The organism is Myxococcus sp. CA056, from assembly GCF_013336715.1.
Classification (GTDB): Bacteria; Myxococcota; Myxococcia; order Myxococcales; family Myxococcaceae; genus Myxococcus; species Myxococcus llanfairpwllgwyngyllgogerychwyrndrobwllllantysiliogogogochensis.
Window position 1 is genome coordinate 389,066 of the sequence record NZ_JABUMT010000006.1, and the last position, 15,818, is coordinate 404,883.

Here is a 15,818-nt window from a genome sequence, read left to right on the forward strand (position 1 = left end):
GGGATGAAACTTCCATCCAGAAACCTGGAGATGCCCCGGCGTGAGGACCAGGGCGGGTCCCCGGTCAATCCACCGCCCGCCTCATCGAGTGCCCGCCTCGGGTGGATCCTCCTGGGAGTGGGCCTCCCAGCGAATCCAGCGCAGGTCCCTCACGAAGAGGGTGTAGAGGACGGGAACGAGCAGCAACGTCAGCACCGTGGCCACGGTGAGTCCGCCAATCTGTGCGTAGCACAGCGGTTGCCACAGCGGGCCGCCATGCAAGGCGAGTGGGATGAGGCCCAGCACGGTGGCGGCCACCGTCACCAGCACGGGCCGCAGGCGGTGCACTCCCGCGTCGAGCAGTGACTCGCGCAGGGACTCGCCGCGCTCGTGAGCCTCTTCGATGTAGTCGAAGAGGACGATGATGTGACTGACGATGACGCCCATCAGGCTGATGATGCCCAGGAAGGCCATGAAGCTGAACGGCGCGCCCATGATGACCAGGGACACCAGCGCCGCCGCCGCGCCGAAGGGAAGGGCCGCGAAGACGACCAGCGGTTTGACGGCGTTCTTGAACTGGATGACGAGCATCACGTAGATGGCGACGATGAGCATGCCCAGCACGACGACCATGCTGGAGAAGCTCTTCTTCTGTTCCTCCGCCTCGCCGCCAATCTCCATCGTGTAGCCGATGGGCAGGCTCTTCTGGAGTGCATCGAGCCCGGGGCGCGCTTCCTTCAGGATTTCCGACGCGAGGACGCCCTGTTGGGGAAAGGTGGAGACGGTGATGGTGCGGAACTGGTTGCGGCGGCGGATCTTCTCCGTCTGGAGCGAGTAGGTGACGACGGAGACCTGCCGCAGCGGGACTTTTTGAGGCCCCGTGCGGGAGCTGACGTAGAGGTTCTCGATATCGCCCAACTGGGCGCGCTCCTCCGCGCGGAGCCGGGCGACGATGTCGATTTGATGAATCCCCTCGCGAAGCTGACCCACCGTCATGCCGTTCATGGCGACGGCGGAAGACGTGGCCACGTCCAGGTTGGTGACGCCCGCGAGGTTGGCCCTGTCCGGGTCCACCTCCAGCTTCACGGAGAACGTGTCACTGCCCCAGTCATCCCGGGTGCGAGCCGTCCCGGGGACGGAGCGGAAGAGGGCCTTGGCGCGCTCGGCGATATCTCGGAGCAGGGAGATGTCCTCGCCGGAGATGCGGATGGACACGGGGATGCCCACGGGCTTGCCGGTCTCCAGCTCCCGCACGTCGATGCGCGCGCCGGCGATTCGCCGTGACAGCGCCTCCTGGAACAGTGGCACCAACACGCGGGTGTCTTCCTTGTCTCGGACCTGGACCACGAGCTGTGCGTAGTTGAACTGTTGCAGCTCGGGCGCCACGGAGAACCAGAAGCGCGGCCCGCCGCCGCCGATGAACTCCGTCACCGACTCGAGGATTTCGTGGGGCGGGTCGTCGCCCTTCGCGTGGGCCTTGCCATAGTCCTCGGCCACCTCCTGGAGGATGCGCGTGGCTTCGCGGGCCGTGTCTCGCGTGGCGGTGAGCGTGGCGTCCTCGGGCAGCCAGACGTCCACGTAGGACAGATAGGACAGGTCCTTGGGGAAGAAGGCGGACCTGACGCGGGTGCCCACCAGCGCGCCCGCGATGAGGATGACCAGCGCCACGCCGACGACGAGGAGGCGGTGGTCGATGGCCCAGCCGACGACCTGCTGGTAGCGCATCGTGAAGCCCCGCGTGCTCCGCTGCCCGGGCGCCAGCTCCGCGTGGGTGGGCGCGCGCAGGATGGTGGAGCCCAGCAGCGGGATGAACGTCATGGAGACGATGCGCGAGGCGACCAGGGACAGGGTGAGGACGATGGGCAGCGTGCGGATGAAGCGGCCCGTGTCCCCGGGCAGCGCGAGGAAGGGCAGGTAGGCGGCGATGTTGGTGAGGGTGGCGAAGAGGATGGCGGTGGCCAGCTTCGTGGGCCCGAGCCATGCGGCGATGCGCGGCTTCCAGCCCATGGACAGGGAGCGTTTGATGGCGTCGCTGGCGACCACGGGGTCATCCACCAGCAGGCCCAGGGCGATGATGAGCGACGCGATGGAGATCTGCTGGAGGTCCACGCCGAACACGTGCATCAGCCCGAAGGTCATCGCCAGGGTGATGGGGATGGACAGGGCCAGCAAGAGCGCGGTGCGCCACTCCCAGAAGCCGATGAGCGCCACGAGGACGACGAGGATGATGGCCTCGTAGAGCGACGACATGAACAGGTCGACGTTCTCCTTCACCTGGAGCGGCTGGTCCGACGTGCGACGGATGACGAGGTCCTCGGGCAGGAGTCGCTGGACGTGTGCCAGTTCCTCGCTCACCACCTTCCCAAAGTGGTCGATCTGCTCGCCGGGCCGCATGTTGACGGCGAGGGTGATGGCGCGGTTGCGGACGAAGTGTCCCTGGGCGTCTCGCGCGTCCAGGTAGTTCAGGAAGCGGGGCGGGCTCTGGTAGTCGCGGCGCACGTCCACCAGGTCGCGCAGGTACACCGGGGAGCCGCCGCTGGGGGTGGTGAGGATGTCACCCAGTTGCGTCTCGCTGGTGAGCTCGCCGGACGGGTCGATGGTGATGCTCTTCCCGCCAATCTCCAGGATGCCGCCGGGCGCGGTGATGTTGCGCGCGGAGATGATGTTGGCGAGCCCGGACTGGTTGACGCCATAGGAGGCGAGCCGCTCCTGGGAGTACTCGAGATAGATTTTCTCCGGCAGCACGCCGCTGCGGGTGACCTTGGAGACGACGGGCAGGCGCTGGAGGTGACGCTGGAGGGTGTCCGTGAAGTCGTCGAGCTGCCGGTGGGTGTAGCGGTCCCCCGCGTTCTCCGTGAGTCGCGCCCGTGCGTCCTTGGGTGAGCGCACGACGATGGGGCGCCACACGTCGGGGTGGAGCTCGGAGAGGCTCAAGTGGTCCTGAGCGAACGCGCGCAGGTGTTCCAGCAGCGCCGGGTCCTCCAGCGACGTGGCCATGTCCACGCCGATGAAGCCGGGGCTCTGGATGAGTCGGGCGTCGTCCGTCTCTGGCAGGGTGTCGAAGAACCTGCGCGCCTGGTCTCCCAGCCGCTGCATGGACGTCGCGTTGATGGCGGGTGGGAAGCTCACCACCACCGTCGCACGGGGAGCGTCGGAGGCCGCGGCGGAGCGCACTTCCTCGATGGCCCGGGCGATGGCGCGTGAGCGCAGCTCCAGCTCCACGTCGTTCGCCTTCGGGCTGGCCACCGTGAGCATCAGCGTGGCGGTGTCGCCGAAGTCCTTCAGGAACTGCACGGGGCCGGCGCCGCCAGGCAGGTCCCGTATCGTGTCGAGCCGTCCCTGGATGTCGTCGAACTCCTTGGCCCGGTCCGTCACGTCCTCCTTCAGCGTGACGTAGACGACGGAAAGGCTGGTGCGGCTGATGGACTCGATCTTCTCGACGCTGGCGTTCTCGGAGATCTTCTGTTCGATGCGGTGGGTGACGAGCTGCTCGATCTTCTCCGCCTCGGCGCCGGGCCACAGGCAGGTGGCCACCGCGACGCGCACGGCGATGACGGGGTCCTTCGCCTTGGGCATCTTGAAGTAGCCGTAGACACCCCACGCCAGGGTGAAGGCGAGAAACACCCAGGCCACCTGGCGTTTCTCCGTGAAGTAGCGCGCGGTGTTGTGCTTGTGGCGCACCAGCGCTTCGTCGCGAGCCCGCTCCGCCTGCTCCGGAGTCGGAGGTGTCCCGGGCCCGTCGGTGGGGGCGCTCAAGGAATCACCTCGACCGCTTCACCGTCCGACAGGAGGCTGGCGCCGGTGACGACGATGCGCTCACCGGCCTGGAGCCCTTGCTTCACGGGGATGACGTTGCCCAGGTACTCGCCGAGCGTCACCTCGCGGGCTCGCACCAGGGCCTTGCCGTCCTGCTCCTGGAGGATGAACACGGCGAAGCCGTCCGGCTTGCCGGGCGCGCGGACGATGGAGGACAGCGGCACGAGCAGCTCGGGCTGGAGTCGGGCGGAGCCTCCATCGCGCAGCGACAGCGCGGCCACCATGCCGGGCTTGAGTCGCTGGTCGGCGTTGGGGATGGAGACCTCCACGGCGAAGACGCGACTCTTCGGGTCGGCGGAGGGGGCGATGCGGGAGATGCGTCCCTCGAACTGCTGGCCGGGGAAGGCCTGGGTGATGACGGCCTGGGGCGCACCGAGTCGGACATTGGGCAGCAGGGTGTCCGGGACGCCGAACACGACGCGGACGGTCTGCGTCTCCGCGACGGAGAAGGCGACGGTGCCGGGCGCGGCCAGCGCGCCGACCTCCACGGCGCGCTTGAGCACCACGCCCGTCAACGGCGAGCGCAGCTGGGTGTCGTCGAGCGCCGTGCGGGCTTCGTCCACGCGAGCCTGGGCGACGGCGGCGGCCGCGGCGGCGCTGTCTCGCTGGGTGCGTGCGGCGTCGAGCTGCGCGGGTGTCTGCACTTCGGCGTCGACGAGCTTCGTCGTGCGGTCGAAGTTGATCTGCGCCTGTTCCTGGGCGGCACGGGCCTGGGCGAACGCCGCGCGGGCTTCGGTGAGCTTCTGCGAGTAGTCCGTCTTGCGCAGCGCCGCCAGCTCCGTGCCCTCGCGGACGTTGTCGCCTTCCTGGAGGATGCGGGGGCGGCCGTCGACATCGCGCACCTTGGCGATGGACTCCACGTAGCCACCGACCTTGAAGGCCAGGTCCACTCGGGTGGCCGGCTGAATCTCCGCGGAGAAGCGCGCGTTCGCCGTCGTCCCGGCGCGGCCCACGGTGGCGATGCGCACCGCGGTGGGAGGTGCGGGAGGAAGCTGACTTCGTCCGCAGGCGAGCCCGAGCAAGGCCCACCCGAGGAGAGTGAAGGCCTGGAACGACATCCTCATGGTGCGGGCTCCTGCGATGCGGCAAGCGTGTTGCGTGAAGGACAGCCCCGGAGGACCGGGGCCATCTCGTGCGAAAGCTCACCACGCTGAAGCGGCGTCTCGGGTGTGGGTACGGGGTGGTGGGCGTTGCGTGTCACGCGCTCGACAGGGATGAGCGCGGGGATGCTCAGAGGACGACGAGCAGCCCGAGTGAAGCTGTCGGGTAGACCTGCCGCAGCTTCAACTCACCGGCGGTGACGCGAAGGGCGCGAGTGTCCGTGAAGGTGAACCCAGGCCCGCCGCGCGCCGTCAGTCCGAGCCGCCCGGCCCCCGGCCGCCACATGACGCCCACCGCCGGCTCCAGGAACGCCGTGGTGCTGGCGCCCTGCGAGGGGCCCTTGCCGGAGCGGGCCACGAACTCCTCGAAGCCCGCGGTCACGCCCACGAACGGACGCAGCGCCCCATTCGCGAGCGTCAACACCGTGTAGCGCGCGTCCGCGCCCACCGCGTAGTTGAGCTTCACCTCGCCCAGCTCCGCCCCGTCGAAGCGCGTCCTCACGCCCACCGTGTTGCCCCACTGGCCCGCGCGCGTCATCAGGCCGAAGGAGAAGGGCCCGTCGAACGACGGCGAGATGTCCAGCCGGATGCCGTACATGGACGCGTCCAGGGCGGGGGGCTGGAACTCCAGCAGCACCGCGCCTCGCCGCTCCCGCTCCTGCGGCGGAATCCGCTCCCCGGCGTCATCGGCCAGGGCCGGCGCCCCCAGCAATGCCACCGACGCCAGGACCGCCTTCAGGGCTCCTCGTGACTGGATTCGCATCGTGCTCTCCCCTTAGTCGTTCGACTAAATTAGTTACACGACTAACTAAAACCGGGCTCAAGGGATGTCAAGGCGACCGGGCAGCCGGGGTGGGGCACCCTTGCGGGTAGGTGTGTGGCGTCCTATGGGGGACAGATGGCCCGTCCACGCAGCGGAAAGACACCGTCCAGTCCTCCCCCGGAGCCGGCGGCCCCGGGCGTGCCGGATGCGCGGGAGCGCCTCATCGCCGCGAGCTCACGCGTGCTCGCGGAGCGTGGCTACGACGCGACGACGGTGAAGGAGGTGGCGCGCGTGGCGGGGGTGAACCAGGGCCTGGTGCACTACTACTTCGGCAGCAAGGACGCGCTGCTGCTGGCCGTCACACGCGAGCACAGTCAGCAGTACGCGGAGGAGCTGCGCCAGTTGCGGGAGGAGACGCCGCTGGAGCAACTGGCGGACACGAGCTTCGCATGGGGAGAGAGTCACCTGCGCGAGTCACCCGCGCAGTTCCGCCTGCGCTATGAGCTGTTCGCGCTGGGGCTGCGCAATCCGGAGCTGACCTCCGCCGTCGCCGAGCTCCAGGCCCAGGGCGACATGGAGGTGGCGCGGACGGTGGCCCTGTACCGGGGTGGGGACGCGGCGAAGCCGGAGCCCACCGACCTGCACTACGCGGTCATCATCAAGGCCTGCTTTGACGCGCTCGCGCTCCAGGCGCTGTTGGATCCGAAGTTCGACGCGGCCCCCATCTACGCGCTCTTGAAGCGCATGGTGCTGTCGAGCGTGGATGGACCCGGGAGCGCGAAGCCCGCGCGGCGAGGGACCAAGGGGCAGGCACGGCGAGGGAAGACTCCGGCTCGCCGTCGTCGGGTGCCTCGGTCGCCTCGCTAGAGGGCGGTGCGTTGTCCTGGCCTGAGGAACCTCACGCGTCGGTCTCCGCGAAACGCGGCGCGTACGTCGGCCTCGGTGGAGAGGGGCTCGAAGGTGCCGTAGTGCATGGGGATGATGAGGGATGGGCGGAAGTACTTCCGGATGGCGAGCGCCGCGGTGCTCGGCCCCAGTGCCCAGCGTCCACCACCGGCGGCGAGCAGCACGATGTCCGGATGGAAGAGCTCCTGGATGAGCGACATGTCGCCGAAGAGCCAGGTGTCTCCCGTGTGGTAGAGCGAGCGCCCGTCCGCGAAGGTGAGCACGTAGCCCAGTGGCCTGCCCCCGGGCTCTGTCGAGTGCATGGCGGGCACGGCATGGACCTGGACGTCGCCGATTGTGAAGCCACCGCCCACGTTGACGCTGTGCTGCTGCGCCTCGGGAATCTTCATGGCTCGCAGGTGCTCACCGGTGGTGACCACGAGGGCGCCCGTCACGCGGGCCAGCTCGTGGACATCACCGGCGTGGTCGCCATGTGCGTGCGTCACGAGAATGGCCGCGGGTTTCTCCTCGGCGTAGCGGGTGAGTGACTTCCACTCGGTGGGGGTGCTCGGGTTGTCCGTCAACCAGGGGTCGATGAGCAGGCGCGTGCCTCCGGGCGAGATGACCTCGAACGCGGCGTGGCCGAGCCACGTCACGCGAAGTCCGCTGGAGGGTTCGAGGGTGGCACTCGCGGTGGACGTGGGCCGGGGCGCCGACGCGGCGAAGGCGGGCATTGCCAGCGTCAGCGAGAGCAGCAAGCACGGCATGAAGGGGTGGGGGCGGCGCATCGACACTCCTCGGTCGAACGGGCTCGCGACCGTGGAGGCGCGAGCCGTCATGGGGTGCACCGAGGAATAGAAGGGGGGCGGCGTGCGGGGCTTGGGCGTTATTGACGTTGAATCGCCCGCGCGTACTGGCCCGGAGTCATCCCGACGATGCGTCCGAAGTGGCGGTTGAGCTGGCTCTGGTCATAGAGCCCGACCTCCGCGGCGACGGTGCCCGCGGCGAGTCCTTGTGCGAGCAGTGTCCTCGCCCGGGCCACGCGCAGATGCGTGACGTACTCGTGCGGTGGAAGTCCCAGCTCTGAGCGGAACACACGCAGCAGATGGAACTTGTTGAGTCCCACCGCGGACGCGAGCGTCTCCAACTCCACGTTCAGGGTGAAGCTTGCGTGCAGGTACTCGCGGGCGCGTGACACCGCGGCGCGGTGTGGGGCAGGGGAGGCCGGGGGCTTCGTCTCGCCGTACTCGGTGAGCAGGGCTTCGAGTGTCTCCGCCACCAACGATTCGCACTCCAGTGTGTCCTGCGTCCTCCGGGCCAGTGCGTCATGGAGCGCGAGGGCCGTGAGTTCCGTGCGGCCCTCGCCCTGGGACAGCGCGGTGCGCAGATGGGGCGTCGCCGCGAAACCCAATTGGAGCGAGGCCTGTCGCACCAGCGCCGGCGAGAAGGCGACGGACTGCGCGGTGACAGGCGCGTGGACTCGCTCGTCCCGGTGAACCTCGCCCGGCTCCTTGAGCTTGATCCGACGTCCGGGGCCATGCGTCCAGGTGCGCTTGCGGTACCAGAAGTCGAAGGCACCCGCGTACGTCACGGTGAGGCCGTAGGCCGTGGAATGTCCCGTCCACAGGCGGGTGTCATTCTCCACTCGGACGACTTGCACCTCGGGAACCGAGAGAGGGCGCCAGGTGATGACGGTGGCGGGGCGCGCGTGTGGCATGGTGTTTCGTCCTTGATGCTTTCTATCTCACGTTTAGGGTGCTTCACGAGGTAAGGGGCGTCGTGACAGTCGGGGGGGCGCGCTAAAAGCGCTGAACCGGGCCTTTTCTGGCGGCCTACCGGGCCGGAGGATGGAGACATGCCAGGAGCCACAGGCGGTCAGAGCGTGGGGGGCGCACGCATGGGGACGGATGCGGAGGGCGCGTTGCGCGCGGTGCGGTCGCTCGTGGAGCTGGACGAGACGGAAGAGGCGGCACAGCTCTACGAGGAGCTGGGGGCCTCGCAGCGCGAGCGACTCCGAAAGCAGGCGGCGCAAGGGCCGGTCAAGGAGCGGCGAGGCCTGGTGGAGGTGCTGCGCCGCGCGCGCGACTTCCTGGGTGCCGCGCGATTGATGGATGGCAGCGGCGACGACGCCGCGGCCGCGGACCTCTACGTCCAGAGTGGTCAGTACATGGAAGCGGCGGAGGCGTGGCTGCGCGCGGGAGACTCCGAGCGCGCCGCAGCGGCCTTCGAGCGGGGCGGCGCCCTGGAGCGCGCGCTGGAGGTCTATCGCGGCCTGGGGGCGCGGGAGTCCATGGCGCAGTGCCTGGTCCGGCTCAAGCGGCTCTTCGACGCGGCGGACCTCTACCGTGAGCTGGGCCAGCCGCACGCGGAGGTGGAGGCCCTGGGCGGCGTGACGCCCGAGGACCCCCGCTACATCGAAGCGGTGCTGCGCATGTGCCGGCTGCTGGACGTGGAGGGCTTCACGCACCAGGCGCTCGCCGTGCTGGTGGACGCGTTGGCCAGCTCCGAAGTGGCGCGCTCGGAGCCCGCCATGGTGACCGAGCGGGCACGGCTGCTGCGGCGCATGGGGATGAACGCGGAGGCGGAAGCCGTGCTCGGCCGGCGCAACGCGACCAGCGCCACGCCGGTGGCCAACGGCTATCGTTTCCTCAAGGCCATTCCCATCTTCAGTGAGCTGACCCTGGAGGACATGAAGGACCTCTACCGTCAGGCGCGGCAGGTCGTGCTCGCGCAGGACTCGGTGGTGCTGGAGAAGGGCGAGCCGGGGGTCGGGTTGATCGTGCTCCTGGAGGGGACGGTGGACGTCTTCAGCGGTCCGGAGGCGGACGCCCGTCAGCTCAACTCGCTGGGGCCGGGCGCGTACCTGGGAGAGATTTCGCTGGTGCAGGACGCACCGGTGTCCGCCCACGTGCGGGCACGCACGGCTGTGCGCGCGCTGCGCATCAGCCGTGTCGCCTTCGAGCACTACCTGGACACGCACGAGGCCGCCGCGCTGCGCATCTACCGCCTCTTCACCCAGAACCTCGCGGAGCGGGTGCGTGCCCTGAGCACCTGACGTCGCGACGGCACGGCGTCACTTCCAGGCGCAGCCCTTGATCTTCTTGCAGAAGGCCGAGTTCGTGGCCTTCTTGCAGTCCATGGCGATGCCCATGCACATCTTCGAGGCGTACGAGTAGGAACAGCCGGGCTGGCTGTTGCAGAAGACGCTCGAATACACACCGCAGAAGGTCGCCTTCCCGGTGCACTGGCCGCCGCCTTCGTTCGCCGCCGTGTCCTCCGCGGCCTTCTGCGTCCCGTCCTTCGGGGGCGACTCCTTCGCCTTCCCGTCTTCCGAGTTCTGGGGCGCGGGGGTGGCGGGTTTCGCCTGGGTATTCTTGTTTTTTGTGTCGGAGGAGGGCCCCTCCGCGCTGGCGGGAGCACAGGCGAGCAGCACCGCGGTCGCCAATCCCATGACGAGTCCCAGCCGCTCTGCGTGGCGAAGCATATGCCGTCCTTTCGGCGCGGAGCCCGGTGGCCCCGCCGTGGTTTGAACAGGCCAGTGTAGAGGACTCCTTCCGGGCGTGGGGGTGGTGGCGTGCTCGGCGGCCTGCCTCACCCAAGGGGTGGGTCCTTTTCGCGCGACTGTCATCGACGGGGATGGCTCGCGCGGATAACATGCCGGGCTTCATGGCCAGGCAGGATGGCGCCAGCGAAGATCCCGACCGGGGGCGGCGCATCGGAAAGTACGAAATCCTCACCCGCCTCTCGATGGGCGGAATGGCGGAGCTTTTTCTCGCCTTCACCTCGGGACCGGGCGGCTTTCGAAAGTTCGTCGCCGTCAAACAGATCCTCCCGGACATCAAGAAGGACGAGCAATTCGTCCAGATGTTCCTGGATGAGGCGCGAATCACGGCGGCGTTCTCGCACGCGAACATCGGGCAGGTGTTCGACCTGGGCGAGGACGGCGGCGAGCTGTACCTGGCCATGGAGTTCCTGCCCGGGCAGAACCTGGAGCAGGTGGCCAAGGCCTCCACGCGGCAGCAGTACGGGTTGCCGCTCGGCTTCATCGGGCGGGTGATTCGCGATACCTGCCTGGGGCTGCACTACGCGCACCACTTCACGGACCCCTCCGGGCGTCCGGTGTCGGTGGTGCATCGCGACGTGTCTCCGAAGAACGTGATGCTCACCTATGACGGGGTCGTCAAGGTGATCGACTTCGGCATCGCCAAGGCGCGCGGCCGGCTGGGCCGCACGCAGGTGGGCACGGTGAAGGGGACCAGCGGGTACATGTCCCCGGAGCAGGTGCGTGGCCATGGGATGGACGGCCGCAGCGACTTGTTCTCCGTGGGAGTGATGCTGCACGAGATGCTCACCGGCCAGCGGCTGTTCAACGGTCCGCACGAGGCCGCTGTGATGCTGCAGATCGTGGAGGCGAACGTCGTCTCGCCCCGCGCGGGCAACCCGGATATCCCGGAGGCGCTGGACGCGGTGGTGATGCGCGCGTTGTCGCGCGACGTGGCGCAGCGCTTCGCGAGCGGCCGGGAAATGGCGCGCGCCATCGAGGCGGCGTTGGGGCCGGAGCTGTTCGACGAGGACGGCATCACCGAGGTGATGGGCGCGCTGTTCCAGGAGAAGCGCCAGAAGACGCGCACGCTCCTGGAGCTGGCCAGCAGCGCCGAGGACGCCCGGGTGAGCGAGGCTGCCGGCGCGCTGCAACAGGATGAAGTGGCCGAGCCCGGAGCCGCCACGCGGGTTCCCACCCCGCGAGCGAAGCTCCCGCCAGCAGGGCCCTCTTCGACGGCGGTGCAGAGCCGCACGGACGTGAGCAGCGCGCCCAAGCCGGTGCCGCAGCGACGTCCAGCGGCGCCGACGGACTCGGAGGTCTCCACCCGAGTGGGTGTGGGCAGCGCGCCCAAGCCGACGCCGCAGCGCCGGCCCGCCACGCCGACGGACCCGGAGATACCGACGCGCGCGGGTGCCGGCAGCGGGCCCAAGGCCGTGCCGCAGCGAAGGGCCGCGTCCGAGCCCACCTCGGCGACGCCGCGCAAGCCTCGGCTCGCCCTGGAATCGGGGCTCTCTCGTACGCCCCGGCCCCGACCCGAGGAGTCCGCGGAAGATGCGGAGTCTCTCGACGAGCCGAGCGACCTCTCGACGCAGCAGTTCCGCACCCGTCCGCCGCGTCCCGGAGCGAATCAGGCGGGCGCGCGGGCGGGGCGTGGCGCCACGCGAGGTGACGCGGAGCGCTCGGATACGCCTCGGCAGACGCCCGTCGCCAAGGCGCCGTCGCGCTGGATGGGGCGGCTGGTGATGCTGGTGGTCCTGGGCGGGTTGGGCTGGGCGGCGACGCTGCCCTCCGTCCGCGCGCAGTTCCTTCCCGCCGTCGACTCCGCGAAGGCCTGGGTGAAGGCGGAGTTGGATTCGCAGCCCTCGAAGGACCCCGCGGCGGAAGCGCCGTGGCCTCCTCAACAGAAGCCGGGCCCGCCGCCGGGCTTTCCTGGCACGACAGCCCCGGTGGACCCACGTCCGGGGGCCCAGGCCGCCGCGCAAGAGCCCGCACCGGAGCCCGTCGAGAAGCAACCCGCCGCACCGGAGCCGTCTGGCACGCCCTCGGTCCGCACCGCGTCCGTCACGTCCCCGCGCAAGGGGAAGGATGCCGCGACGTCACCGACCGGGAAGGGTGTGGCGGAGGCCTCCGGCAAGCCCACCCCGCGCCGCGCCGAGAGCAAGGCCAAGGATGTGCCCGAGCCGGTCACCACCGTGACGCAGGACCCGGACATGTTGGCGGAGGTGATGGACACCAGCACGCCCAAGGGCGCGGCGAAGGCGGGCCTGGGGTGGATCACCCTCTACACGGTGCCTCGGGCCGCGGTGTTCGACGGGGCCACCCAGTTGGGGACCACGCCGCTGCTGAAGTTCCCCCTGCCGGTGGGAACCTACAGCCTGAGGTTGGTCGACCCCACGGATGCGGAGGCGGCGAGCCGTCGTTTGTCGGCGCCCGTGCGTCCCGGCGAAGTGACCAAATTGCAGATTCGACTGGCGGACCTCCCCCTGTACAAGGAGTGAGCGCCGTCCTTGACGCCCCCGGACCCCCTCACTAGGGTCCGCGGGCTCTTCCTTCGACGCAATGCGAGAAGGACACCCAAAGCTATGTATTTCCAGGATCTGATCTTCACGCTCCAGAAGCACTGGGCCGACCAGGGCTGCATCAACACGCAGCCGTACGACCTCGAAGTCGGCGCCGGCACCATGGCTCCGTACACGTTTCTTCGCGCGCTCGGTCCGGAGCCCTGGAACGTGGCGTACGTGCAGCCCTCGCGGCGCCCCGCGGACGGCCGGTTCGGAGAGAACCCGAACCGCCTGTTCCAGCACCACCAGTTCCAGGTCATCCTCAAGCCCGCGCCGAAGAACGTGCAGGAGCTGTATCTGGAGTCGTTGCGGAAGATTCGCATCGACCCGCTCGAGCACGACATCCGGTTCGTCGAGGACGACTGGGAGTCCCCCACGCTCGGCGCCTGGGGCCTGGGCTGGGAGGTGTGGTGCGACGGGATGGAGGTGACGCAGTTCACCTACTTCCAGCAGTGCGGCGGCTTCGACTGCAAGCCCGTCTCCGCGGAGCTCACCTACGGGTTGGAGCGCATCTGCATGTACCTGCAGAACGTGGAGAACGTCTTCGACATCGAGTGGGTCAAGGGCGTGAAGTACCGCGAGGTGTTCCACCCCAACGAGGTGGAGATGAGCAGGTACGCGCTCCAGGAGTCGGACGCGGGCATGCTCTTCGCGCTGTTCGACGCGTACGAGAAGGAGTGCAAGCGCCTCATCGAGCGTCAGCTGCCGCTGCCGGCGTATGACTTCGCGCTGAAGTGCTCGCACACGTTCAACCTGTTGGATGCGCGCGGCGCCATCTCCGTCACGGAGCGCGCGGCGTTCATCAAGCGCGTGCGCGACAACGCGCGGCTGTGCGCGGAGGGCTACCTCCAGATGCGCGAGCGGCTGGGCTACCCGCTGTTGAAGACGCCGTGGACGGTGGGAGAGCAGCCGGCCCTCCTCGAGGGCAAGCCCGCCAGCGAGTACTGGAAGACGGTGCAGCTCAACAAGCCGGTGGAGAAGAAGGAGAAGGCGGAGGTGGCTCGTGGCGCGTGACCTGCTGCTGGAAATTGGCGCGGAGGAGATTCCCGCGTCGTTCATCGGCCCCGCGCTGGAGGACCTGCGTCGCGTGTTGACGGAGCGCATGGCGGAGGCGCGCCTGAAGCACGGTGAGGTGAGCGTCTACGGCACGCCCCGGCGGCTGGCGGTGCTGGTGCGGGACGTGGCGGACTCGGGCGAGGACGTGGTGAAGGAGGTGCTGGGGCCCAGCGCCAAGGCCGCGTTCGACGCCGAGGGCAAGCCCACCAAGGCGGCGGAGAAGTTCGCCGAGAGCCTCAAGCTGTCGGTGGACAAGCTGGGCCGCTCGCAGACGGCGAAGGGCGAGTACCTGTCCGCGCGCGTCGAGGAGAAGGGGCGTCCGGCGGCGGACACGCTGAAGGACGCGCTGCATGTCGCGGTGCACTCCATCAACTTCCGCAAGTCCATGCGCTGGGGTGACGTGGAGGCGTCCTTCGCGCGGCCGGTGCAGTGGCTGGTGGCGCTGCTGGGCGGCGACGTGATTCCCGTCGTCTTCGGCGACGTGAAGAGCGGCCGCACCACCCACGGTCATCGGTTCCTGGCGCCGGGCGCCATCGAGCTGAAGGCGCCCGCGGACTACGAGGCCGCGCTGGCGAAGGCGAACGTCGTCGCGGACATCGCGAAGCGTCGCGCGCAGTTGGTGGAGAAGTTGGCGGCGGCCGCGAAGGCGGCCGGCGGCAAGCTGCTGGAGGACGAGGGATTGGTGGACCAGGTGACGAACCTGGTGGAGCTGCCGAGCCCCGTCGTCGGGACGTTCGAGGAGCGGCACCTGGACCTGCCCCCGGAGGTGCTGGTGCAGGAGATGAAGAGCCACCAGCGCTACTTCTCGCTGGTGGACGGGGCGGGGAAGCTGCTGCCCAAGTTCATCGCCGTGTCCAACACGCCCGTGCGCGACGAGCAGCTGAGCCTCCGCGGCTACCAGCGCGTGCTGCGCGCGCGTCTGGCGGACGGCCGGTTCTTCTTCGACGAGGACCGCAAGACGCCGCTGATGGACCGCGTGGAGAAGCTGGGCCGCGTGGTGTGGCAGGGGCAGCTGGGTACGTATCTGGAGAAGGTGGAGCGCTTCCGCACGTTGGGCGTGTGGTTGGCGGTCCAGACGAAGCGGGCAGGGGAGAGCGCGACCATCGAGCGCGCCGCCACGCTGGCCAAGGCGGACCTCGTCACCGGCATGGTGGGCGAGTTCCCGGAGCTCCAGGGCGTCATGGGCCGCGAGTACGCGCGCGCCAGTGGCGAGCCGGAGGCGGTGGCCCAGGCCATCTTCGAGCACTACCTGCCTCGAGGCGCCGAGGACGCGCTGCCCACGCAGGACGCGGGCGCGCTCATCGGCATCGCGGACCGGCTGGACTCGCTCTGTGGCATCTTCGCCATTGGCAAGGCGCCCAGCGGCGCGGCGGACCCGTTCGGGCTGCGCCGGGCGTGCATCGCCATCATCCGGCTGGTGCTGGGCCGGGGCTATCGCTTCAGCCTGGCGGGAGCGGTGGACGAGGCGCTGCGGCTGCTTGCGCCCAAGCTGACCAACGTCAAGCGCAAGGCGGGTGATGCCGCTCCGCGCGAGCAGGTGCTGGAGTTCTTCCGGGGCCGGCTCAAGTCGCTGTGGGGCGAGCAGCACCGCACGGACGTGGTGGAGGCGGTGCTGGCGGCGGGGTTCGACGACCTCGTGGCCGCGCACAAGCGCCTGGAGGCGTTGAGCCTCATCGTCGGGCGCGCGGACTTCCAGCCCCTGGCCGTGGCCTTCAAGCGCGTGGTCAACATCGTGGAGAAGCAGGGCCGCGACGTGGCGGGCGGGCAGACGCAGTCCCAGAAGCTGGTGGACGACGCCGAGCGTCAGCTCCACTCCGCCTTCACCCAGGCCCGCAACTCCGTGGCGGGGTTCGTCCAGTCGGACGACTTCTCTGGCGCCCTGAAGGAAATCACCGGTCTGAAGCCCGCCGTGGACACCTTCTTCGACAAGGTGATGGTCATGGCCGAGGACAAGGAGCTCCGGGAAAACCGTATCCGGCTCCTCACGGAGATTGGCGCCCTGTTCAACCAGGTGGCCGACTTCTCGAAGATCCAGGCCGAAGCGGCCGCCTGACCGCCGTCTGGCGGTTGCCTGCCCCCCGGGGGATGAAGCACGTCCCCGGGGGTCCCAGTTC

At 69.2% G+C, this 15,818-nt stretch carries 11 protein-coding genes; 5 read left to right on the forward strand and 6 right to left on the reverse strand.

Annotation, left to right across the window (positions count from 1 at the left end; translation table 11 throughout):
- Positions 1 to 81: 81 nt before the first annotated feature.
- The 3 genes from HUA76_RS26265 to HUA76_RS26275 form a co-directional block, all read right to left on the reverse strand.
- The gene (locus tag HUA76_RS26265) at positions 82 to 3,735 is read right to left on the reverse strand and encodes an efflux RND transporter permease subunit (protein WP_174462389.1); all 3,654 of its coding nucleotides are present in this window, start codon (positions 3,733 to 3,735) and stop codon (positions 82 to 84) included.
- Positions 3,732 to 4,859 (reverse strand): efflux RND transporter periplasmic adaptor subunit, encoded by a 1,128-nt coding sequence (locus tag HUA76_RS26270; protein WP_174462390.1) that lies wholly within the window; start codon positions 4,857 to 4,859, stop codon positions 3,732 to 3,734. Before HUA76_RS26270 ends, HUA76_RS26265 begins: the two co-directional genes overlap by 4 nt.
- Positions 4,860 to 5,025: 166 nt before the next feature.
- Entirely contained in the window at positions 5,026 to 5,658 is a 633-nt protein-coding gene (locus tag HUA76_RS26275) for a hypothetical protein (RefSeq protein WP_141646781.1), read from the reverse strand.
- Between the two features lie 135 nt (positions 5,659 to 5,793).
- Here HUA76_RS26275 and HUA76_RS26280 point away from each other — a divergent pair, with 135 nt between their 5' ends.
- The gene (locus tag HUA76_RS26280; protein WP_174458992.1) at positions 5,794 to 6,525 is read left to right on the forward strand and encodes a TetR/AcrR family transcriptional regulator; all 732 of its coding nucleotides are present in this window, start codon (positions 5,794 to 5,796) and stop codon (positions 6,523 to 6,525) included.
- On the opposite strand, the gene HUA76_RS26285 is transcribed toward HUA76_RS26280, so the two are convergent.
- On the reverse strand, positions 6,522 to 7,331 hold the full coding sequence (locus tag HUA76_RS26285) for a metal-dependent hydrolase (RefSeq protein ID WP_174462391.1): 810 nt from the start codon (positions 7,329 to 7,331) through the stop codon (positions 6,522 to 6,524). The two genes, HUA76_RS26280 and HUA76_RS26285, sit on opposite strands and share 4 nt — an antisense overlap.
- Before the next feature lie 98 nt (positions 7,332 to 7,429).
- Complete coding sequence (locus HUA76_RS26290) at positions 7,430 to 8,260, reverse strand: helix-turn-helix domain-containing protein (RefSeq protein WP_141646778.1); 831 nt, start codon at positions 8,258 to 8,260, stop codon at positions 7,430 to 7,432.
- A 138-nt stretch (positions 8,261 to 8,398) separates the two neighbouring features.
- Here HUA76_RS26290 and HUA76_RS26295 point away from each other — a divergent pair, with 138 nt between their 5' ends.
- Positions 8,399 to 9,598, forward strand: a complete 1,200-nt coding sequence (locus HUA76_RS26295) for a cyclic nucleotide-binding domain-containing protein (RefSeq protein WP_174462392.1) — start codon at positions 8,399 to 8,401, stop codon at positions 9,596 to 9,598.
- Between the two features lie 18 nt (positions 9,599 to 9,616).
- Here the strand turns inward: HUA76_RS26295 and HUA76_RS26300 are convergent, their stop codons facing one another.
- Positions 9,617 to 10,027 (reverse strand): hypothetical protein, encoded by a 411-nt coding sequence (locus tag HUA76_RS26300; protein ID WP_174462393.1) that lies wholly within the window; start codon positions 10,025 to 10,027, stop codon positions 9,617 to 9,619.
- A gap of 182 nt (positions 10,028 to 10,209) precedes the next feature.
- On the opposite strand from HUA76_RS26300, the gene HUA76_RS26305 reads away from it, so the two are divergent.
- The 3 genes from HUA76_RS26305 to glyS all read left to right on the forward strand — a co-directional run bounded on the left by HUA76_RS26305 (position 10,210) and on the right by glyS (position 15,757).
- Positions 10,210 to 12,585 carry a serine/threonine-protein kinase gene (locus HUA76_RS26305; RefSeq protein WP_174462408.1) on the forward strand — a complete coding sequence of 792 codons (2,376 nt, stop codon included), beginning with the start codon at positions 10,210 to 10,212 and terminating at the stop codon, positions 12,583 to 12,585.
- An 84-nt stretch (positions 12,586 to 12,669) separates the two neighbouring features.
- A complete protein-coding gene (glyQ, locus tag HUA76_RS26310) occupies positions 12,670 to 13,662 on the forward strand; it encodes a glycine--tRNA ligase subunit alpha (protein ID WP_141648943.1) in 993 nt (330 codons plus the stop codon).
- Positions 13,652 to 15,757, forward strand: a complete 2,106-nt coding sequence (gene glyS, locus HUA76_RS26315; RefSeq protein ID WP_174458997.1) for a glycine--tRNA ligase subunit beta — start codon at positions 13,652 to 13,654, stop codon at positions 15,755 to 15,757. The genes glyQ and glyS overlap by 11 nt, the downstream gene beginning before the upstream one ends.
- Positions 15,758 to 15,818 lie beyond the last annotated feature (61 nt).